This window comes from Novosphingobium profundi (assembly GCF_020524485.1).
Taxonomy (GTDB): domain Bacteria; phylum Pseudomonadota; class Alphaproteobacteria; order Sphingomonadales; family Sphingomonadaceae; genus Novosphingobium; species Novosphingobium profundi_A.
In genome coordinates, this window is sequence record NZ_JAIVLF010000004.1 from 35,805 (window position 1) to 56,033 (window position 20,229).

Sequence of the window (20,229 nt, forward strand, 5' to 3'; positions counted from 1 at the left end):
TCGTCGGGCCCGAGGTGTCCTAGGCCCGACGTTCTCTAGGCATTGCCGAGGATGCCAGCAACCCGCCAATCTCCATTATGAGGACACCGGCGTCGAAATTGTAGGTCGGCGCGCGCACCAGAAGCTGGCCGAGGCTCTGGTAGGCCTCGATGATCGCGAGTTGCTGGCGCCCGGCGCTTTCGCCCAGTTTGGCCAGGAGTACGGCGCGCGCGAGCTCAATAGCCGCCAGTTGGCGATCACGCGCCGGCCGCATCCCCATTTCACGAGCGAGGCCGCCACGTAGCGCATAGTCACGGTCGCCGTTCTGCAAGATCCGCACCATCAGATCGTGGATGGCGCCAAGGTCTTGCGCCACGAATGTCCGGGCGAGTCCTGGCGAGCCCTGGGCGGCGCGGATGGCCGCTTGCCGGGCCGCATCGTCCGCTTCGGGCGCCTCACGCGCGAGCATGGCGCCGAGCGCGTCTTCACCCAGCGGTGCAAAGCGCAGAACGCGGCAGCGCGAGCGCACGGTGGGCAGAAGACGTCCAGGCTGGTGCGCGAGCAGCAGGAAGTAGGTCCCGGCAGGCGGCTCTTCCAGCACCTTGAGAAGCGCGTTGACGGCGCCCTTTTCCAGATCGTCGGCCGGATCGACGATGATCGCGCGGCGATCACCCAGTGTCGGACGGGTCGCGAGCTTGCGGATCATCTCGCGCACCTGGTCGACCGAGATATTGCGCTTGGTCTGGTAGGGCTTCCCATCCGCTTTTTTCTTGGCGTCGTCGTCGCTTGCCGGAAGCGGGGTCAGGACATGGATATCCGGGTGCGCTTCTGCGTCCATCTCACTTCCGGGCAGATGGCCAACGAGTTCGCTGGCCGCCGCGCGGGCAAAGGCCTTCTTGCCCAGCCCGCGCGCTCCGGCAAGCAGCCAGGCGTGGTGCATGCGCTGCGAGCTAAGGGCGCGCATCCATTCCTGCCAGGCGGCATCCTGGCCCCAGAATTCACCTGTCGTCATTCTCCCGCTCCTTCGCACAAGGGCGCGATGGCTTCGAGAATGCGCGCGTGGATCTGCTCGGGCGTGCCGTTGCCGTTGATGCGGGCGAAACGCTCTTCATCAGCGTCGGCCAGCGCGCGGAACGTAGCCGCGACACGGTCGTGGTAGGCCTGTTCGCGCCCGCCGATACGGTCCGAGCCTTCGGTATCGCGCAAGGCCAGGCGCCGCACCACTTCCTCGGCGGCCACCTCGACCAGCAAGGTGACGTCCGGGAGCAGCCCTTCGCTGCCGAATGCATGGAGTGTCAGGAGATCGGTGTCGGAGACGCCCCCTCCTCCGCCCTGGTAGGCACGACTGGAATCGAGATAGCGGTCGCAGACAACCCAGGCTCCCCGCTCAAGCGCCGGACGGATCAGGCGCGCGACGTGATCGGCCCGGGCTGCGGCAAAGAGCAGTGCCTCGGCGCGTGTCCCCCAGCCCGCTGTGTCCCCTTCAACACCATTGAGAAGCAGGCCGCGGATCGCTTCGGCTCCCGGGGTTCCGCCCGGTTCGCGGGTCGTGATGACCTCGAACCCGCGTCCCCGCAGGGCTTCGGCCAGGAGCCGGGCCTGGGTCGACTTGCCGGCCCCTTCCCCGCCTTCGAGCGCTATGAATCGTCCTGTGGTCATCGGAAGATGTTGATAAGCCCGTTGCGCAGCCTGTCCAGCGTACCGGCCTTGGCAACATCAGCCCCGGCGAACAGCGGCACGCGTCCGGGGGCAAGTCCTTCGACCGCGATTTCCAGATCGCCAACCCGGTCGCCCTTGGTTACCGGTGCCTTCAGCGGCCCCTGGTAGTGGACCGTTAGCGTCACTTTGCGCCCAGGCGCATCGGCGGGAAGCGTAGCGTGGACCTCGCGATCAGTAACCAGCGGAACCGAAAGTTCGGCGCCGTCCTGGACCTGGGCGTCGGTCACGCTCTGTCCCATGTCGAAGAGATGGCGCGCGCTCCAGTCGGAGAAGCCCCACTCCAGAAGGTTGCGCGCGGCTGCGTCCCGGATGCGGTAAGTTGGCGATCCGGCGAGCACCATGACGAGGCGGCGGCCTTCACGCTCGGCCGTGCCGACGAAGTTGTAGCCCGCCTCCAGCGTGTAGCCGGTCTTGATGCCGTCCGCGCCGGGCACGATGCCAACCGTGGGGTCGTGGCTGCGCATGACGACATCGCGCCACTTGTACTGCTTTACGCCCGAGAATTCGCGGTAGAGCTTGGGATGGCGCATGATCATGGCATCGGCCAGTTTTACCATGTCGCTGGCGGTGACGTAGGTCTGCCCCTCGTCCATCCAGCCATTGGGCGTGTTGTAATGGCTGCGGCTCATGCCGATGCGCTTTGCGGCCGCGTTCATCATGTCGACCCAGGCCGACACGCTTCCGGCATAGCCCTTGGCGAGCACGATGCAGGCATCGTTGCCCGAGGCCGTCATCACGCCGTGAAGCAGTTCTTCGGTTGTGGGCCGGTCATTGCGGGTGATGTACATGGTCGAGCCCTTGGCCCACCATTCCTTCTCCGTTTCCGGATCCATCTGGAAGCGCCGGTCCAGCGGCAAGCGCCCTGCATCGATCTCCTCGAAAGCGACAAACGCGGTCATCACCTTGGTCACCGATGCGGGCAGGAAGGGAATGTCCGGCCGGCGCTGTTCCAGGACCTGCCCCGATCCCAGATCGACGAGCATGCTGACCGGGATCTGAGCCAGTTCCTCGGGTGGTTTCGGGTTGCTGGGGGCGGCATGGACCTGCGTGGCAGCCGCCAGCGCGACACCCATGGCAAGCACGGCACGTCGCGCGCGTGCAAACGAACGATAGGACTTCAAGATCCGCTTCTCCGACGCGCCCTGTCACGGCGCGATGCTAGGCCTTTTGCAAAGGGAGAACGGCGAAGATTGCCGCCGGGCGAGCGACCCTGACTTCTCGCGTCAGTCCCGATGCAGGATTCGGGCGTCGTTATAGCCAGCCTTGCGCGCCGTCTCCAGCGCCGCTCCCGCTTTTGCACGGTTGTCAAAGGGCCCCATGCGCACGAGCCAGAAGCGACCGGGCTTCTCGACGAAGCCGTCGAGTGCCTGCGCGAGCTTGCGGGCATTGGGTTCGATCGAAAAGGCCCCCACCTGCACCATGAAACTTGAGGCTGCGGGCGCGACCGGGGCTTTCGCCGGAGATGGCGCCGGCGGGGCCGGCGTTGCGGGCTTCGCCGATGCTGTCGGCGATGGCGCCGTTGCGCTTGTCTTTGGGCTCGGCTCGGGCTGTGGCTCGACCTTGGACACAGCCGCGGGAGCCGGAAACGCAGTCGCGAACGCCGTTGCACCGCCCTGCTCCATCATCCCGGGCGACAGCTTGGGCGGCGTGGGCGGGGTCGAGGGGGGAGGCAGCAGCGGCGACTGCCCAGCCAGCTTCTTGCGCAGCACCTCCAGAAGGCCTTGGGGCGTATCCATCCGGCGCGGGGCCTCTCCACCCTGGCGTAGCGCCGCACGTTCGGGCTCGGGAGGATTGACGCGGCGCACCCGGACCGGGGTATCGGAGCCGGGGGAGATCCCCAGCTGCCGCGCCGCCCCACTCGAGAGCTCGATCAGCCGGGAGTTGGTCATGGGGCCGCGCTCTTCCAAGCGCACGAGGATCGTGTGTCCGCTTTGGAGGTCGGTGACTTCGACATAGCTGGGAAGTGGCAGCGTCTTGTGTGCCGCCGTGATGCCGGAGGTATCTGCCTGCGCCACAGACGCCATGCCGACCGCATCGTAATTGAGCTGGTCGCGGGGCGTCCAGACGGTCCCGTCGATGGTGAACGGCTCTCCGATCACGACCGGGTAATCGGCTGCGGGGCCGGTGCGCGCGGAATTGGTATCCTGCGCCTGGACATGAGGCGCAAGGATGCTCCCCGCGAGTCCTCCAAACAGCGCCAGCGTGCGCTTAACGGGCAATCTCATCTGCAAGCAATCCGACCGAGAGGGCGTAATAGTTCGAGCAGTTGTACTGCAGGATCACCCGATAATTCCCGGTTAACAGGTAGGCTGGCGTGCCCGGGCCGTCCGGTTGGAACAACGAGGCCAGCACGTCATCGCCCAGTGCGGACTGCGGCTGAACGCCAAGCGCCTTCCACTGCGAGACCGGCATCCACTGCGAATGGCGCGCGTGCACCCGGTCACAGGTGGGAGCCTCAAGCTTGGTTTCATACCGGTCGAGCGAAAAGCCGGAGGGCACCGAGGCGCGCACGCCCCAAGGGCGGCCCGGGCGCCAGCCCGCGTCCTGGAAATAACGCGCGATCGAGGCCAGCGTGTCAGCCGAACTGTTGAAGATGTCGATGGTGCCGTTGCCGTCGCCATCGGTGGCGAGGCGTAGGTAGACGCTGGGCAGGAACTGGGGATTGCCGATGGCGCCGGCCCAGCTTCCCTTCAGTGTGGACGCCGGGACACCTCTGTCAATCATCTTCATGAGCGCGATGAGTTCGCCCTCGAAAAGCTCGCGGCGGCGTCCCTCCCAGGCCAGCGTCGCCAGCGATCGCGCGGTGTCGAAATTGCCGGTGTAGCCGCCGTAGTTCGTTTCATGCCCCCAGATCGCGAAAAGCACGGAAGCCGGGACGCCATAGCGCCGCTCGATCCCGGGCAGGATCGAGGCCAGCCCCTGATATTTGGCGCGCCCGCGCGAAATGATCGAGGAACTCAGATGCCGCGAGAGATAGCCGGACATGGGCGGAGGTGTGTTCGAACGCCCGGGTTGCGCTGTGTCGAGTTCGATTACGCGCTGGTTCGGGGTCAGCCCGCTCAAGGTCCGCGAAATCGTCGCCTCGCTGACACCCTCGCTCCGGGCATGCCGTGCCACGGTCTCCATGTACGCCGGGAAACTCTCCGACTGCGCACAGGCCGTGACACTGGGAAGCGAAACAAGCGTCGCCGTCGCCACAAGTGCGAGGGGAACAGAGCGAAGGGAGCGGAATCGTAATTTCATTACACCTAGTTTTCGCACAAGGCTTTGCGTTTGCAAACCGGTCCACCGCGCCTTCCCACGCAAATTGCCGCATGCCACAAGGCTTTGGTCGTGCAACTTCATCATCATCAGGCTGCAACGCCAATCTCGCATAATTCCACCTTGCACTCCGCGCACGTTTCTCTATGCGCAAGGCCAGCGCGGACAGGTGGCCGAGTGGTTTAAGGCAGCGGTCTTGAAAACCGCCGTGGGTGCAAGCTCACCGTGGGTTCGAATCCCACCCTGTCCGCCAATCACCTCTCTTCCCATGTCCAGCCGAACACCGAAAAGTCCAAGGGTCTGGCTTCGTTGGTGATTCGCGTCCTTCTGCATCCAGCCGCATCCACTGGTGACCGAAACGCGTGCCACATTTTCGGGTCAGGCCTTTGCATTGCTGCAGGTGGTGATGATGGCACAGGCATTGCGCGTGGCAATGGCTTCGAGACAGATCTTTTGGAGCTTTGGGGCAGGTCCGCAACCTAGAACGGACGGCTATGGCGGTAGCCTTTGCGCCTTGCAGATCGACATTATCAAGGCTCACTCAGACACAATTTGATGGCACGTGCAAAGTCCAATGTTGAACTGCATTTCACACAACATGGAGCGATACGGCACTGAACAGCCTCGCTTCCAGATGCGCCTGCTCGAATAGTGGAACGGACGCTTCCTGTTCCAGGGCGGTGGCGGCACCGACGGCTTCATCGCGCCCGCCATCGGTGCCATCCCGAGTACCGGCTCGACCGCGACGCCCGCGCTGCAGCGCGGCTATGCCGTCGTCAGCATGGACAGCGGCCACGACAAGCCCAACCTCGATTTCGCGGTGGATCAGCAGGCCGTGCTCGACCTAGCCTATGCCTCTATCGGCAAGGTGAGCGACACCGCCAAGGCGCTTATCCGCGCACGCTATGGCCGCGCGGCGCTGGGCTCGGTCTGGGACGTGCGCCAGTTCCAGGCGCTGGCCGGCAAGGGCCCGTTCTACGATGCGCTCACCCAGTCGGACCTCGATCTCATCTCGAGCGCGGTCCTCAAGCAGTGCGACGAACTCGACGGCGTGAAGGACGGCATCGTCGCAGCCTTCGTCCAGCGCGGTGGCAAGATGCTGATCTTCCAAGGCGCAGCCGACCCGATCTTCTCGGCCGACGACATCGCGCGCTGGTACGGCGAAGCCGCAGAGCAGAACGGCAATGACTTTGCGCGCCTGTTCGTGGTGCCCGGCATGACCCACTGCGGCGGTGGCCCGGCCTTCGAGGACTTCGACCCGCCCACCGTCCTTGAAAACTGGTCCGAGACGGGAGGCGCGCCGCTCTCGATGCCCGCCAAGGCGCCGACTATGCCCGGACGCGAGATGCCGATCTGCGCCTATCCTGCCTATGCGCACTACAAAGGCGGAGATGTCGACAAGGCCGCGAGCTACCGCTGCACCACGTCCTGACAACGGCAAGGGAAGCCCCGCGCCCGGCGCCGTAGCGGGCCGAAGCGCGAGGCTGTCCAGCCGTCCTGAAAGGGGCTCATGTGACCGTTGAGCAGGCCACGTGCAACGTACCTGCCCGCCCGTGGGTTGCCTTGTGCAACGCTATGCACGCCGCCACTCTGAGTGGCGACGCGAAGGAGATTTCTCATGGAATACAAGACATTGGGTCGAACCGGTCTCAAGGTCAGCACGCTGTGCCTTGGCACCATGAACTTCGGCGACGTGACCGCAAAGGAGGATGCCTTCGCGATCATGGACGCCGCGAGCGACACAGGGATCAACTACTTCGACACGGCGGACGTCTATGGCGGCCCGCAGAAGCCCGACATGGAAAAGGGCTACGGCATCTCCGAGGAAATCGTGGGCGAATGGCTGGCCAGGGGCGGACGGCGCGATTCGCTTGTCCTTGCCACCAAGTTCTACCAGCCGATGCAGACCGATCCCAACGGGCGCGGCCTGTCCGCGTACCATATTCGCCAGGCCGTCGAGGACAGCCTGCGCCGCCTCGGGACCGACCGTATCGACCTTTACCAGATGCACCATTCGGACATGAGCGTGCCGCGCGACGAGCTATGGCAGGCGCTCGACATCCTCGTCCAGCAGGGCAAGATCCTCTATGTCGGCTCCAGCAATCACGCTGGCTGGCAGATCGCCACCACGCACGCCGCCGCGCAGGCGCGCGGTTCGCTTGGCCTCGTCTCCGAACAGACCTACTACAACCTGATGGAGCGCACTGCCGAGCTCGAGGTCCTGCCCGCCTGCAAGTACCACGGCATGGGCTTTGTCGCCTGGAGCCCGCTCAACCGGGGCCTGCTGGGCGGCGTGCTCGATGCGCCTTCGCAGGGCCGCCGTGCCCGCGCCGGTGTGGCGCAGAAGGTGGAGGCGGTTCGCCCGCAGCTCGAGGCTTACGAAGCCTTCTGCAAGGAGCTGGGCGCCACACCGGGCGCCGTCGCCCTGGCCTGGCTTCGCGCCAACCCCGTCGTCACCGCCCCCATCACCGGGCCGCGCACCCTCGACCAGCTGAACGACGCGCTTGCCAGCCAGGAGCTGACGCTTTGCGCAGAAGCCCTCGCCCGCCTCGACGAAATCTGGCCCGGTCCGGGCGGCGAGGCCCCGCAGGCCTACGCCTGGTAAATCGGTAAATCCGCAGCCGACCTCAGGGCTCGACGGCGGGGCCGCGGTACTGCGCGTCGGAGACCTTCTCGAGCCAGTCCACGGCCTTGCCGTCCAGCGCCTCGGTCACCGCGATATGGGTCATCGCGGTCGTTTCGGTGGCGCCATGCCAGTGCTTTTCGCCCGGCGGCGTCCAGACCACGTCGCCCGGGCGGATGACCTGCTTGGCCTGCTCCCAGGCCTGAACCCATCCACACCCGGCCGTGACGATCAGGATCTGGCCGAGCGGGTGGGTGTGCCAGTCGGTCCGGGCGCAGGGCTCGAAACTGACCGTGCCGGTGAGCACCCGGCCGGGCGCCTCGGCGTTGACCAGCGGATCGCGCCGCACGCGGCCGGTGAAGGTGGCATCGGGGCCTGCCGGTGCCGACGGGTTGGTCCCGGCGCGTATCACTTTCATTCTGGCCTCCTCGTTCCCGTGTGCGGCGATCCGTCCGGCCGCGCGCGTCCTGCGGTGTGGCGCATATTGGTGCGCGAGGCACCTCATCTGCGTTGCAACGATCTTTCGCACCGCGCGCAACGTCGCAACGCATTAAGGCGGTCGTCACGGGCCATGGTCCGGGTTAAGCATGGGGCCTGTATCCCGTGCCCCGGGCGGCCACTCCTCCTCCTCCTCATCGCGCAACCCTGGGCACGGGATACGAAAAGAGCCGAGAAAGATATTCGGCCATGCACCGCCGCGAGCCTTTGGGAAGAGGATCCGAATGACGACACACGACGCGCTGGCACGCCCTGCCGGCAAGCCCTACCCACCGGCAGGCTATGCCTGGTTTGTCGTTGTCTGCCTGCAGTTTGCCTATGCCATCGCGCTGGTCGACCGGCAGATCCTTGCGCTCCTGGTCGAGCCGATCAAGGCCGACATGCAGCTCAGCGACACGCAGTTCAGCCTCCTGGCCGGCATCGCCTTCGCGCTGTTCTACGGCGTCATGGGGCTGGTGCTGGGCAAGATCGCTGACACCCGCAACCGGCGCAACATGATCATCGTGGGCATGCTGGTCTGGAGTGTGGCGACGATCGGCTGCGGGCTTGCACGTAACTATGCCGAGCTTTTCGCCGCGCGCGTGCTGGTGGGGGCGGGCGAGGCCGCGCTCAGCCCGGCGGCCTATTCGATGATCGCGGACTATTTCTCCAAGGAGACGCGCTCGCGCCCGACCGCCTTCTACACCATGGGGGCGTTCACCGGATCGGGTGTTGCCCTGCTCTTCGGTGCCGCAGCGGTCGCCTATGCCAGCCAGTCCGATACCATGATCCTGCCCTTCATCGGTGAAGTGCGCAACTGGCAGACGGTCTTCATTGCGGTGGGTATTCCCGGCATCGTCATGGCCGCCCTGATGCTTCTCGTGCGCGAGCCCGAACGCCGCGAAGTGGCCCGGGAAGGCGCGCCCGTGGCCGATCTTCGGGCCTTCCTCAGCCGCCGCTGGCGCCTGCTTGCGCTGCTGATCGCAGCCTTTGCCCTCAACGGGGTCGTCTATTTCGGCACCAACACCTGGATGCCCGCGGTCTTCATGCGCAAGTTCGCGTGGCGTGCGCAGGACATCGGCTTTGCGATGGGCCTCCTTCAGCTGATCTTCGGGTCGGCCGGTATCCTGGCGAGCGGATGGTGGGTCACGCGGGCCTCGGTGCGCGGATCGGGCCGGGTGCTCGCCACCACGCCGATGACCTCGATGTACCTGATGGCCGCGCTTGCCCTCGTCATCGGATTCGCGCCCTCCCCCACGCTCGTTGTCGCCGCGTTGGCGCTGTTCCTGTTCCTCATCGGCACCGTATCGGCGCAGTCGGTGGTCGCGATCTACCAGGTCACGCCCAACCAGTTCCGCGGGCAGGTGATTGCGGCCTATCTCCTGACGGGCACACTTCTGGGGCTTGGCTTCGGGGCGACGCTTATCGCGCTCATCACCGATTATGTCTTTGCCGACGACATGATGGTGGGAGCTTCGTGCGCGATCGTGTTCTGTATCGCCGCGCTGATCGCGGCCGAGTGCCTGCGCCGCGCGGCAGGCCGGATCCCCGACGCGGACGAAACCATCACCTGATCCGGGCGCTTATTCGCCATATCCCTTCCCGCACCAGCACAAGGCGCCCGCGTGACCGACCTTACCCCTGCCATCCTTGAGCCTGACCTCGCCATCGTCGATGCGCACCATCACCTGTTCCACAACGCGAACGTGACGTACGGGGCGCAGGACTATGCGCGCGATGCGCAAGGCGGGCACAAGATCATCGCCAGCGTCTATGTCGATGCGCATAGCTTCTACCGGCCCGACGGCCCCGAAGTGCTGCGACCGCTGGGCGAGGTGGAATACGCGAACGGGATCGGCGCGATGGCGCGGGGCGGCGCTTTTGACGGTGTGGGGCTATGCGCCGGGATCGTGGGCCATGCGGACCTGCGCCACGGCGCGGCCGTGGGCGAGCTGCTCGACCGCGCGATGGCGGCCGCGCCCGAGCGGTTTCGCGGCATACGCCAGACCACGATGGATTTCCCCGACGAGCGGCCCTACCGCTACTTCATGTCGGGCAAGCCGCCGATGGGCGTTCTGGAACACCCTCGATTTCGCGAAGGCTTTGCCGAGCTCGCGCGGCGCGGGCTCTCCTTCGATGCGGCGGCGTTCCACCACCGCCTGCCCGAGATCGCGAAGCTGGCCGACGCTTTCCCCAAGACCCCGATCATCGTCAACAACATGGGCATCGCCATGGCGCTCGATACCGAGGGCGAGGAGAAGCGCGAGGTCTTTACCCTGTGGGCTGCGAACCTCACCGACCTGGCCCAGCGCGGCAACGTCACTTGCAAGGTCGGCGGCCTGGGTATGCCGTTCTGGAACCTCGGGCTCCACGAACGCACCGAAAAGGCCGGTCCCGAAGAGCTTGCCCGGCTCTGGCAACCGCTCATCGAGACCACACTGAACGCCTTTGGCCCGGCGCGCTGCATGGCCTGCAGCAACTATCCGCCCGACAGCCGCTCAGCCAGCTACGTGGACCTTTGGAACGCGCTCAAGTTGGCTACGGCGGGGCTTTCGAAGGAAGAGCGCAATGCGCTCTTCCATGGTACCGCCACAGCCATCTACCGCCTCGACCTGCCTTAACCGCGCAGCTGCCGCTCACGAAAATCGAGGGTTGCAGTCAGCGGATCCTCGGCGTGGCGGGCACCCATGCTCTCGATGAGCTGGACGCAGGTGTCACTTTCCCCGGTGACACGCGTCCAGGCGGGAACCTCGCCTGCACCGTCCGGGCAGCCGGTCTTCGCAAAGTTCACCCAGTAACGGTGGGTCAGCGCGGCGACGGCCGCATCGTGGCCGGTGTCGATCTGCTGGAGGCGCGCCTCGGGCACATCGAAGACGTAAGGAATCTCGGCCGCGTGGGGCACACCGCCCATGGCAAGCCCCGACGTCACGCCGACATGCGCAAAGCGGTAGAGCCACACCTGCCCTCCCCGCGCGGCGAGCGTGCGGGCAACGGCACGGGCGGGTTCGCGGAAGAGATGGTCGGCGCTCATCTGGGTGCCGATTTCCAGCGCGCTCTTGTCCCCTGCCGGATCGTAGAGGCGCCGCGCCTCGTCCTGCACCGCGCCGAAGCGGGCAAAGAGAGTGTCCTTGTCCTCTCCGGTGGGGAAGCCATCAGCCGAATTGGCGCCGAGCAGGACCGGCACATCGGGATAGAGGCCGTTGCGGGCAGCCGCGAGCGGTTCCCCGATCAGCGTCTCGCCATCCAGGACCGGGCCGCAGTAGCTGTCCGAGATCATCTTCGTCATGCTCAGATCACCGACAATGTCCGCCACCGGCATGGCCCGAAGGTCCTGCGCGCTGGCGCCGGGCGCAAAGGCTTCTCCGGTGGCCGCGGCCTTCGCCTTGCTGGACGGGGGCAGCATGGTGTTACGCCCGCCGCCCGATTGCACGATGGCGCCTGCAAACAGGCCACGCGCGCGCGGAGACTGCAGCAGCATGTGAACCGAGCCCCCGCCTGCGCTTTCGCCGAACACCGTCACGCGCGCCGGATCGCCGCCGAAGGCCGCGATGTTGTCGCGCACCCATTCCAGCGCGGCGATCTGGTCGAGAAATCCGAAATTGCCGCCAAAGCCCTCGTCCGCCAGAGCGGGATGCACGAAGAAGCCGAAGCGGGCGATGCGGTAGTTGATGCTGACAAGGACAACGCCGTCGCGCGCAAAGGCGTGGCCCGAATAGGCCGGGTTCGCCGAACCGCCCGAGACATAGCCACCGCCATGGATCCACACCATCACGGGAAGGCCCGAGTCGGCCCCGGCCGAGGCAGGTTTCCAGACGTTGAGCGTCAGACAGTCCTCCGACATGCTGGCGGGCATTTCGGGCAGCACGTTGGGCGGAAAGATGTTCTGCGGGCAGACATCGCCCCAGGTGTCCGCGCGGCGGACACCCTCCCAGCTCGGCGCTGGACCGGGCGCGCGCCAGCGCCGCTCCCCGACCGGCGGCGCGGCGTAAGGAATGCCGAGGAAGGAGGCCACGCGGCTCCCCTGCCCCAGTTCCTGCACCTGTCCTTCAAGACACCCTTGCGCGATTGTAACGATCTGGTTCGGCACGAAATCGGGTCCTGTTCCGGGAGTTACAAATCTCTGCTCAGGACACCAACGCGCGTCAATCCCTCCAGCTGCGTGCCTTGAGACGAACCGTGACGGTCGCGCCAAGATCCTCGGCATTCTCGCCCAGGGCAAAGCCGTAGGTCCCGGCCGGGATCGTCCAGCCCGCGCCGTTCCATTCGGCCAGCAGGCGTGGATCGAAGGAGACCTGAACCCGCTTCGTCTCGCCAGGCAGAAGTGTCACGCGCTCGAAACCGACAAGGCGCTGGTTGGGTTTGCCATCCCGGCTCACGAGGTAGACCTGGCCCAGCGTCCGACCTGCACGCGCTCCGGTATTCGTCACGCTAAAGCGCGCGGTCTTGCCATCGGTTTTGAGGCCATCGGAACGGAAGGTCGTATAGGAAAGGCCATACCCGAACGGGAACAGCGCCTTGTGGCCTTCCTTCGCGTTCCAGCGGTAACCGATCTCGGCGCCTTCGATGTTGTAGTCTGTCTCCAGCTTGAGACTGGGATCGACGGTCGAACCAAAGGCGATGGGGTCGAATGCGATCATGCCCGGAACGTCCTCGCGCGGGAGCTGCGCGGTCGTGCGCGGGAAGGTGATCGGCAGGCGCCCGCTGGGGTTGAATTCGCCAAAGAGCGCGCCCGCAATTGCCTCGTCGCCTTCCTGCCCGGGATACCAGGCCTCGATAACGGCCGCGACATCGTCGAGCCAAGGCATGTCGATGGCGCCGCCGGTCTGAAGGACGACCACGGTGCGCGGGTTGGCCTTGGCAATCGCCGCGATCATCGCGTCCTGCCCTTCGGGAAGGCCAAGGTCGCTGACGTCGATGCCCTCGGCCATCCACTGGTTGGCGAAGACGATGACCATGTCCATTTGCGCGGCGAGCGCAGCGGCATCGGAGGCATAGCGTCCCGGACGGTAGCGCACGACCGCGCCGGGCTTCCTCTTGCGGATAGCCTCGAGCGGCGCGCCGCGCTGGTACTGCTCGGTGGTCATGGAGGCAAACGCGCCTGAATTCATCAGCGGGCGCATGAAGGCGGGACCGCCCTCGCCGTGGACTTGGCTCGACCCGCCGCCCGAGAGCACGCCGAAATCGGCGTTGCCGCCCACGACCAGGATCGACTTGGCATCGCTCGCCAGCGGCAGGATGTCGCCCGCGTTCTTGAGCAGGACAATGCCCGCCTGGGCCGAACGCAGCGCGACATCGGCGTGGGCCTTCCAGTCGATGGCGCCGCCCGGCTTTACCGGATGGTCGAGCACGCCGGTCGCGGCAAGGCCGGTCAGGACGCGCGCGTTCATGTCGTCGAGACGGTCCATGCGCGCCGGGTCGGCCTTTGCCGCGTCGAGCAGGGTGTCATCGAAGAAGACGTCGGGATCCAGCCCCGCGCCCGATTGCTGGTCCAGGCCGTTCCAGGCCGCGTAGAGGCCAGGCACCGCGCCCCAGTCGCTCATCACCCAGCCCTGGTAGTTCCAGTCGGTCTTGAGGACCTTGTTGAGGAGGTATTCGCTGGCACAGCCGCGCTCGGTGTTGACCTTGTTGTAGGCGCACATGACCGAGCCGGGTTGGCCGATCTCGATGCCGATTTGGAAGGCAAGGAGATCGCTCTCGCGCGCGGCCTTGTCGCTGATCTTCACGTCGACAAAGCGGCGCCCGGTCTCCTGCCCGTTCAAGGCGAAGTGCTTGATGGTCGAGACGATGTGGTTCGACTGAACGCCCGCGATATTGGCACCGATCACCTGACCTGTCAGCAGCGGGTCCTCCGCGATATATTCGAAGGTGCGTCCGTTGCGCGGATCGCGGGCCAGGTTGGCGCCCCCCGCCAGCAGCACGTTGAAGCCCTTGGCTCGGGCCTCCTGGCCGATGGTACGCCCCTGTTCATAGGCCAGATCGCGGTCGAAGGAGGCGCCCAGTGCGATCCCGGAGGGCATGGCGGTGGCATAGTCGCCGCGCAGGCCCTGCACGTAGCTGATACCCGCCGGGCCGTCGGTCTCGGTGAGGTTGGGGATGCCCAGACGCGCGATGCCGGGCACGAAACCGGCCGCGGGAATGGCCCCTTCGGGCGGCGGCGGGCTGTTGGGCCGGATCGGAAGTGGCATCACGCCCCAGGTCAGGTACGTTTTCTCCTGCGGCTCCATCTGCGCGACGATGGCTTCGGCGCGCTGGCGGGCGGCGAGCATGTCCTCGTGCGTCAGTGCGCCCGCATGGGAGGAGGCGGAAGTCTGGGCGTGAGCGGTTCCGGGCAGGCTGCCGGCTCCGATCAGGACGGTTCCGGTAAGGGCGATACTCAGGACGTCGCGACGGGCCATTTCTTCCTTCGCACAAGTCTCATCCCCCACGGGATGGTAGTAGAGAGAGGCGGGGGCGACCCACCGACCGGCAGGCCGCCCCCAGGGAGGAGCTGCTTAGAACTTCACGCCTGCGCGCAGACCATAGGTGCGCGGATCGGAGAAGACAGCCGTCTGGGGCGCGTTTGCCACAGTGACGATGAGGTTGTTCTCCAGGTTCTCGACATAGGCGCCCAGGTAGTAGCGGCTGTCCGGGGCCTTGTAGGTGACCGAAAGGTCGGTCTTGGTGTATCCGGGCTGCTCGAAGAAGCGGTAGGTCGAGAAGTCGCTCGACAGGTCGTAGCTCGAACTGAAGCGCGTCGCCGCGTTGAAGTCGATCACACCGTCACCCACCGGCAGGCTGTAGTTCGCCGCCATGCGGCCCGAGTACTTGGGGCTGCGCGTCAGCGGACGTCCCGAGAGGTCCTGCCCGGGATTGAAGGTCGCATAGCGCGCATCAAGGTAGTTGAAGGCGACGTTGAACGTCCAGCGATCCGAGGGACGCAGCGTCGCATCGAGCTCGACACCATCGACCTTCGAGGTGGCCGCGTTGGTCGTGATCTGACCGTTCTGGCCGGGCCCGAGCAGGTTGAGCACGAGCTCGGTGAGCTGCATGTTCGAATAGTCGTAGTGGAATACCGTGCCGTTGAGCGCGAAGGCCGGACCGAAGGCGAACTTGAAGCCCGCTTCGTAGGCGGTCAGCGTTTCGGGCTCGTAGAACAGGAAGTCCTGCGTGAAGGTGCAGCCCGGCAGGGTGCCCTCAAGGCAGCCATCGTTGAACCCGCCCGCCTTGTAGCCGGTCGAGACCGAGGCGTAGATGAGGCCAAGATCGGTGTCGTAGTCGAGTCCGGCGCGCCAGGTCACCTTGCTGAAGCTGCGCTCGGCCTGGTTGTTGGTGAGAATGAAAGGATCACCCACGGGCACGCCGAAGTCGTACGAGCTGTTGATGTAGCTGTAGGTCTGGATGATGCCGCGGCCCACGCGCGACTTCTTGTCGTGCGAGTAGCGAATGCCGCCCGTCGCGCGCAGACGCGGCATGAGTTCATAGGTGAACTGGCCGAAGACCGACTTGTTCTGGGACGTGGTCGGCCCCTGGAGGAACGAGAGGCGGCCCACATTCTCACCCGTGCCCCGGTTGATGTTCAGGGTGATGTCCGATTCCTCGCGGAAATAGTAGCCACCGACCTGCGCCTGGAGCGGGCCATCGTTGTAGGCGAAGCGCAGCTCATGCGACTGCTGGTTGTAATCGCCCGAGGTGTCGGCCTGCCGCGCGCCATTGGTGAGAACGCCGATGCCAAAGGCGTCGGTCTCGCGGTAGCCGCCGAGGTAGGTCACGCTGGCCGGACCGAAGTTGTAGGTGATCTCGCCGGTGATGCCCCAGTTTTCGGTGCGACCCGAAGGCTGCTGGGAGAAGGGCGTGGGGTTGGTGCGCTGGGCCTTGTTGTTGGTGTTGATATAGCGCGCGTTGGTCAGCGGCGGGGTCGTCCCGATGTCCTCGTAGAAGTTGGAGGCGGGCACGAAGTTGGAGTTGACGATCGTGTTGACATTGTCGCCGGTGAGGCGGCTGTAGTCGCCCACGAGGTAGACGGCGAGGTCGCTGGTCGGCTCGAACAGGGCCGAGAGGCGGACCGCCTTGTTGTTCTTGAAACGGTTGTAGTCGACGCCATCGTCGGGCGCGCCGTCGATGATGTAGCTGTCGCGCTGGTCGACGTTGCCGGCCAGGCGGAAGGCCAGCGTGTCGCTCGCAGGGACATTGAGGACGCCGGTCGCGTTGAGCTTGTCGAAGTTGCCGTAGTTGACATCCAGCGAGGCGCCGAACTCGTACTTGGGACGCGCCGAGATCACGTTGATGACGCCCGCCGTGGCGTTGCGGCCATAGAGTGTGCCCTGGGGACCGCGCAGAACCTCGACGCGCTCGACGTCGAAGAAGCTGGTCTCCTGTTGCTGGGGACGCGCAATGTAGATGCCGTTGAGGTTGAACGCGGCCGAAGGGTCGCCCTTCTCGGTCTGGTCGGTCGAGGTCACGCCGCGGATGGTGATCTGCAGGCCGTTACCGCGGGTGATCGCGATGTTGGGCACCAGTTCGTTGAGCTGGGTGGGATCGAGGATCTGCTCATCAGCAAGCTGGTCGCCGCCGATTGCCGACATCGCGATAGGGGTGTCGGACAGGAGCGAGGCGGTGCGGTTGGCGGTAACGATGATGTCGCCAGCACCGAGGGGGGCGTCCCCTTCGGCAGATTCCTGCGCGAGGGCCGGCGTGGCCGCAAGCGCAATGACGGACGATGCGCAGACGAACAGGGTCTTCTTCATGGTATGTCCCCTCCCTTGAGGATCGATGTTGTTTGTTCTTTGCCCCCGGATAGGCAATTTCGCGTCCCGGGATCAGTCATCATGTATGCAAAGGTTCTTTCCGCCAGGAGAGGAAGTGACCTGAGGGAAACTCCTTGGTTTCGCCCAGACAACGTCGCTTGGGATGGGCCTCCCCATCCTCATTCCGCGCCTGGCGCGGGCTCTGTCGGTGGCGAAACCTCCGCCTGTGGATTCATTAGTGGGAAGGCTGGCCCACCGAGGAACCGCCATCGACCGGGATCACCGCGCCCGTCATGAAGGCCACTTCGTCCGCTAGCGCAAAGGCGATCGCGGCGGCGATTTCTTCGGGCATGCCCTCACGGCCGATGGGATGGGCCGCACGGATCCTGTCCACGTTTTCCGGGTCCTCGAACATGGGTGCGGTCATCGGGGTATGGATCATCCCCGGGGTGACCACGTTGACGCGGATGCCGTACTTGCCAAGGTCCAGCGCAGCGCCGCGCGTCAGGCCGATCACGCCGTGCTTGCTGGCGACGTAAGCGAGGCGGTTGGGAACCCCCTGGATGCCCGCAGCCGACGATACATTGACGATGGCCCCGCCCTTGCCCGCATCAACAAGACACTGGGCGAAGGCCTTGCAGGTGTTGAACCCGCCTTCGAGATTGATGGCGACATTGCGGCGAAAGAGGTCGAGATCGGTTTCCAGGATCGAGCCAACCCCGCGCACTCCGGCGCAATTGGCAAGGCCGTCGGGCACTCCGAAGCGGGCGACGCATGCCTCCATCAGGGCATCGACTGCCTTGGCATCGGAGACATCGAGGGCATGGATGAGAAGTCGCTGCGGATCACCGATGTCCTGCGCAAGCGCGCTGGCCGCGTCTTCCTGGAGATCGGCGATGACGACATTTGCGCCTTCTTCGTACAGGCGGCGGACCGTAGCCGCGCCGATACCGCTGGCGCCGCCGGTCACGATGACGGTCTTGGCGGAAAACCTTTTCACAACCCCTCCCGAACTCTTTTCTTTGCTTGTTCGATGCCCCCTAAATCCCCGATCTGGGTCGGCTTGGAAAGTTAAAATGCCGCCCTTTCGGCGCGAAAGTGATTGGCGGTGGATGCAAAGACGGCTTTGCCTCACGCCGGGCAAGGGCTATGCCGGGCCGCAGATATGGATGACCTGCTCAAAATTCGCGCCTTCCTCGATGTCGTGGAAGATGGCAGCTTTTCGGCTGCGGCCAGGCGCCAGGCGGTGTCGACGAGTTCGATCGCGCGGCGCGTCGCCGCGCTTGAGGACGAACTGGGCGTGCGCCTGATCAACCGCAACACGCGCAGCCTCTCGATCACCCAGGCGGGTGAAGTCTACTATCGCAAGTCCCGCGCGGCGCTGCGCGACCTAGAAGAGGCCCGCAGCGAGGTACTGTCCTTCCAGGAGGACGTGAAGGGCATCCTGCGGGTATCGTTACGCATTTCGGCCGGCGCAGTGGTGCTGCCGCAGCTCAAGGATTTCCTCGAGAGCTATCCCGACCTCACCATCGACCTGACCCTGACCGACGAGAGGCCCGACCTCCTCAAGAACAGCATCGATGTCGCGGTCTGGGTCGGAGAGCTCAAGGATTCGGAACTGATCGCGCGGCGCCTCGATCCCGGCAAGCGGCTCCTGTGCGCCAGCCCCACCTATCTCGACAAGGCCGGGCGCCCCACCCATCCCGACGATCTGGAACAGCACGAATGCCTCGTTTACCACGCGCCGGACTACGATGGGCGCTGGACTTTCGTGAAGGACGAGGAAACCCATGAGATCAACGGCACCGGCGCGTTCCGGTCCTCTTCGGGCCCTGCCCTGATGGCCGCGGCTGTGGCGGGAATGGGCCTTGTGGTCCTCCAGAAGTACATGGTGCAGGGCGAACTGGCCTCGGGCGCGCTGGAAGTCGTGCTTGAGGACTACGCGGTGGGCCTCAGCGGCACCGACGCCGGGATCTACGCGATCTACCCGCATAGCCGCCACCTGCCCACCAAGACGCGCGCCTTCATCGACTTCCTGCTCACGTGCTTTGCCGAGCAGGCGGTCTAACCCCCACTCCTCCACCTTGCACCGCCATTGCTGAGAAGGATGTGGTCGCCCATTTTGGGGTCAAGAAGCGATAGCCCCTTGAAAAACAATCTTCTTTCTTTGCCTTACGAGAGCGTGTCGCGCCTCTGATCGGGGATCGGCAGCCAGCGCCCGACCAGCACACTGCCAAGGCCCAGCACAGCCAGCGCGCACAGGCTGACGAGCGTTCCGGCCGCATCGGCAAGGAGCCCGCTGATCCAGCTGCCCGTTGCAACACCGGAGAAGACCGCCATCTGGTAGAGCGAAAGCGTGCGTCCCCCGATACGGCGCGGCGAAGCCAGCTGGATCGTGGTGTTGAAGATCGAGAGGGCGAGGACCCATCCCGCGCCCGACAGCGCCAGCGCGCTCATGGTGAGCGGCACGAAGGGACTGAAGGCGACCAGCAGGTTGCTCAGCGCCAGAAGCACGATGCACCCGCGCAGGATCACCTCTCCCCCCAACCTGCGGCGGATCCGCGCACCCAGCAGCGCCCCGCCCAGCGCGCCGACACCGAAGCTGGCATAGAGCGTGCCGTAAAGGTCCGGGCCGCCCGCAAGGACCCGGCTCGCCACCAGCGGGATCAGCGCCTGCAAGCCGCTGAAGGCCGCGGTAAAAAGCATGGCGCGCAGGATCGAGGCCTTGATCGGCGGGGTTTCCAGCGCAAAGCGAAAGCCCTGGCCGATGGCTCCGATCAGTGGTTCGGCCAGCGGTGGCTGCGCGCGTCCATCCTCGCCGAAGTCCGGCCGCCAGCGATAGAGGACGAGCATCAGCAAAAGCGCGATGGCCGCGGCCACGAGGTAGTTCGAGGCCACTCCGCTCACCGCCAGAAGCAGCCCGCCTGCCGCCGGGCCGACACTGCGTGCGACGTTGAGCCCGACCGCATTTGCCAGCACCGCTTCGGGCAAACGCTCACGTGGGACGGTGTCGCTGACCGAGGCCATGAAGGCGGGACCGTTGAAAGCCAGGCTGCTCCCGGCCAGGAACATGCAGGCCAGCACTACAGGCGCGCTCGACCAGCCCTGCGCGCTGGCGAAGGCCAGCACCAAGGCGACGGCGCACAAGACTAGCTGCGCCCCGATCATCACCTTGCGCCGATCGAAGGCATCGCAGATCGCGCCCGAGAGCGGCGAGATGAGCATGAGCGGGAGGCTGAGCGCGGTCTGCACGAGGGCCACCAGCTGGGGCGAGGCGTCCTGTTCGACCAGCGCCCAGGACGCCCCGACCGATTGCACCAGAACGGCCGCGTTGCAGGCGAGGTTTGCAAACCACAAGGTGCGGTAGGCCGGGAAGGCAAAGGGGGAACGAGGTGGCGAACGAAAGGGCTCAGCGCCCATGGGAGGTCCTTTGTTGAGCGCGTTAGC

At 65.6% G+C, this 20,229-nt stretch carries 17 protein-coding genes, 1 tRNA gene and 1 pseudogene; 8 read left to right on the forward strand and 11 right to left on the reverse strand.

Translation table 11 applies throughout. The annotated features are described in order from the left end of the window. Positions 1 to 19: 19 nt before the first annotated feature. The 5 genes from LC060_RS10510 to LC060_RS10530 all read right to left on the reverse strand — a co-directional run bounded on the left by LC060_RS10510 (position 20) and on the right by LC060_RS10530 (position 4,941). A complete protein-coding gene (locus tag LC060_RS10510) occupies positions 20 to 991 on the reverse strand; it encodes a DNA polymerase III subunit (RefSeq protein ID WP_226635364.1) in 972 nt (323 codons plus the stop codon). After that, positions 988 to 1,638 (reverse strand): dTMP kinase, encoded by a 651-nt coding sequence (gene tmk / locus LC060_RS10515; RefSeq protein ID WP_226635366.1) that lies wholly within the window; start codon positions 1,636 to 1,638, stop codon positions 988 to 990. Before tmk ends, LC060_RS10510 begins: the two co-directional genes overlap by 4 nt. Then, the gene (locus LC060_RS10520) at positions 1,635 to 2,819 is read right to left on the reverse strand and encodes a D-alanyl-D-alanine carboxypeptidase family protein (RefSeq protein ID WP_226635369.1); all 1,185 of its coding nucleotides are present in this window, start codon (positions 2,817 to 2,819) and stop codon (positions 1,635 to 1,637) included. Before LC060_RS10520 ends, tmk begins: the two co-directional genes overlap by 4 nt. A 102-nt stretch (positions 2,820 to 2,921) precedes the next feature. Next, a complete protein-coding gene (locus LC060_RS10525; RefSeq protein WP_226635371.1) occupies positions 2,922 to 3,923 on the reverse strand; it encodes an SPOR domain-containing protein in 1,002 nt (333 codons plus the stop codon). After that, positions 3,907 to 4,941, reverse strand: a complete 1,035-nt coding sequence (locus LC060_RS10530) for a lytic transglycosylase domain-containing protein (protein WP_226635379.1) — start codon at positions 4,939 to 4,941, stop codon at positions 3,907 to 3,909. Before LC060_RS10530 ends, LC060_RS10525 begins: the two co-directional genes overlap by 17 nt. A 181-nt stretch (positions 4,942 to 5,122) precedes the next feature. Between LC060_RS10530 and LC060_RS10535 the strand changes: the two genes are divergently transcribed. From LC060_RS10535 to LC060_RS10550, 5 genes and pseudogenes are all read left to right on the forward strand, one after another. Then, positions 5,123 to 5,212: transfer RNA gene (locus tag LC060_RS10535), tRNA-Ser, on the forward strand. Between the two features lie 96 nt (positions 5,213 to 5,308). Further along, on the forward strand, positions 5,309 to 5,515 hold the full coding sequence (locus tag LC060_RS10540; RefSeq protein WP_226635381.1) for a hypothetical protein: 207 nt from the start codon (positions 5,309 to 5,311) through the stop codon (positions 5,513 to 5,515). Positions 5,516 to 5,623: 108 nt separating this feature from the next. Beyond that, positions 5,624 to 5,866 (forward strand): annotated as a pseudogene (locus tag LC060_RS21050) (tannase/feruloyl esterase family alpha/beta hydrolase); the annotation flags it as partial. Continuing rightward, positions 5,852 to 6,391: a tannase/feruloyl esterase family alpha/beta hydrolase gene (locus LC060_RS21055; protein WP_413465116.1), complete on the forward strand. Its 540-nt coding sequence runs from the start codon at positions 5,852 to 5,854 to the stop codon at positions 6,389 to 6,391. The pseudogene LC060_RS21050 and the gene LC060_RS21055, both read left to right, overlap by 15 nt. A gap of 186 nt (positions 6,392 to 6,577) precedes the next feature. Further along, on the forward strand, positions 6,578 to 7,564 hold the full coding sequence (locus LC060_RS10550) for an aldo/keto reductase (protein ID WP_226635383.1): 987 nt from the start codon (positions 6,578 to 6,580) through the stop codon (positions 7,562 to 7,564). A gap of 22 nt (positions 7,565 to 7,586) precedes the next feature. On the opposite strand, the gene LC060_RS10555 is transcribed toward LC060_RS10550, so the two are convergent. Then, on the reverse strand, positions 7,587 to 8,000 hold the full coding sequence (locus LC060_RS10555; RefSeq protein WP_226635385.1) for a cupin domain-containing protein: 414 nt from the start codon (positions 7,998 to 8,000) through the stop codon (positions 7,587 to 7,589). 304 nt (positions 8,001 to 8,304) lie between these two features. On the opposite strand from LC060_RS10555, the gene LC060_RS10560 reads away from it, so the two are divergent. Continuing rightward, the gene (locus LC060_RS10560; protein ID WP_226635387.1) at positions 8,305 to 9,633 is read left to right on the forward strand and encodes an MFS transporter; all 1,329 of its coding nucleotides are present in this window, start codon (positions 8,305 to 8,307) and stop codon (positions 9,631 to 9,633) included. A 51-nt stretch (positions 9,634 to 9,684) separates the two neighbouring features. Continuing rightward, complete coding sequence (locus LC060_RS10565; RefSeq protein ID WP_226635390.1) at positions 9,685 to 10,680, forward strand: amidohydrolase family protein; 996 nt, start codon at positions 9,685 to 9,687, stop codon at positions 10,678 to 10,680. Here the strand turns inward: LC060_RS10565 and LC060_RS10570 are convergent. The 4 genes from LC060_RS10570 to LC060_RS10585 all read right to left on the reverse strand — a co-directional run bounded on the left by LC060_RS10570 (position 10,677) and on the right by LC060_RS10585 (position 17,782). After that, a complete protein-coding gene (locus tag LC060_RS10570) occupies positions 10,677 to 12,146 on the reverse strand; it encodes a carboxylesterase/lipase family protein (protein ID WP_226635392.1) in 1,470 nt (489 codons plus the stop codon). The two genes, LC060_RS10565 and LC060_RS10570, sit on opposite strands and share 4 nt — an antisense overlap. Before the next feature lie 55 nt (positions 12,147 to 12,201). Continuing rightward, positions 12,202 to 14,454, reverse strand: coding sequence for a beta-glucosidase family protein (locus LC060_RS10575; protein WP_226635394.1), 2,253 nt, complete (start codon positions 14,452 to 14,454; stop codon positions 12,202 to 12,204). Between the two features lie 96 nt (positions 14,455 to 14,550). Then, positions 14,551 to 16,782, reverse strand: a complete 2,232-nt coding sequence (locus LC060_RS10580; RefSeq protein ID WP_226635395.1) for a TonB-dependent receptor — start codon at positions 16,780 to 16,782, stop codon at positions 14,551 to 14,553. Positions 16,783 to 17,017: 235 nt separating this feature from the next. Continuing rightward, entirely contained in the window at positions 17,018 to 17,782 is a 765-nt protein-coding gene (locus LC060_RS10585; protein WP_226635397.1) for an SDR family NAD(P)-dependent oxidoreductase, read from the reverse strand. Between the two features lie 165 nt (positions 17,783 to 17,947). Between LC060_RS10585 and LC060_RS10590 the strand changes: the two genes are divergently transcribed. Beyond that, positions 17,948 to 18,850: a LysR family transcriptional regulator gene (locus LC060_RS10590; protein WP_226635399.1), complete on the forward strand. Its 903-nt coding sequence runs from the start codon at positions 17,948 to 17,950 to the stop codon at positions 18,848 to 18,850. 104 nt (positions 18,851 to 18,954) lie between these two features. Here the strand turns inward: LC060_RS10590 and LC060_RS10595 are convergent, their stop codons facing one another. Next, complete coding sequence (locus LC060_RS10595) at positions 18,955 to 20,202, reverse strand: MFS transporter (RefSeq protein WP_226635401.1); 1,248 nt, start codon at positions 20,200 to 20,202, stop codon at positions 18,955 to 18,957. Positions 20,203 to 20,229: the final 27 nt, after the last annotated feature.

Bases quoted from the DNA above. Each gene is read 5' to 3' on its own strand.
- LC060_RS10510 (WP_226635364.1), bottom strand. From the start codon at position 991: ATGACGACAGGTGAATTCTGGGGCCAGGATGCCGCCTGGCAGGAATGG.
- tmk (WP_226635366.1), bottom strand. From the start codon at position 1,638: ATGACCACAGGACGATTCATAGCGCTCGAAGGCGGGGAAGGGGCCGGC.
- LC060_RS10525 (WP_226635371.1), bottom strand. From the start codon at position 3,923: ATGAGATTGCCCGTTAAGCGCACGCTGGCGCTGTTTGGAGGACTCGCG.
- LC060_RS10530 (WP_226635379.1), bottom strand. From the start codon at position 4,941: ATGAAATTACGATTCCGCTCCCTTCGCTCTGTTCCCCTCGCACTTGTG.
- LC060_RS10550 (WP_226635383.1), top strand. From the start codon at position 6,578: ATGGAATACAAGACATTGGGTCGAACCGGTCTCAAGGTCAGCACGCTG.
- LC060_RS10555 (WP_226635385.1), bottom strand. From the start codon at position 8,000: ATGAAAGTGATACGCGCCGGGACCAACCCGTCGGCACCGGCAGGCCCC.
- LC060_RS10560 (WP_226635387.1), top strand. From the start codon at position 8,305: ATGACGACACACGACGCGCTGGCACGCCCTGCCGGCAAGCCCTACCCA.
- LC060_RS10575 (WP_226635394.1), bottom strand. From the start codon at position 14,454: ATGGCCCGTCGCGACGTCCTGAGTATCGCCCTTACCGGAACCGTCCTG.
- LC060_RS10580 (WP_226635395.1), bottom strand. From the start codon at position 16,782: ATGAAGAAGACCCTGTTCGTCTGCGCATCGTCCGTCATTGCGCTTGCG.
- LC060_RS10590 (WP_226635399.1), top strand. From the start codon at position 17,948: ATGGATGACCTGCTCAAAATTCGCGCCTTCCTCGATGTCGTGGAAGAT.
- LC060_RS10595 (WP_226635401.1), bottom strand. From the start codon at position 20,202: ATGGGCGCTGAGCCCTTTCGTTCGCCACCTCGTTCCCCCTTTGCCTTC.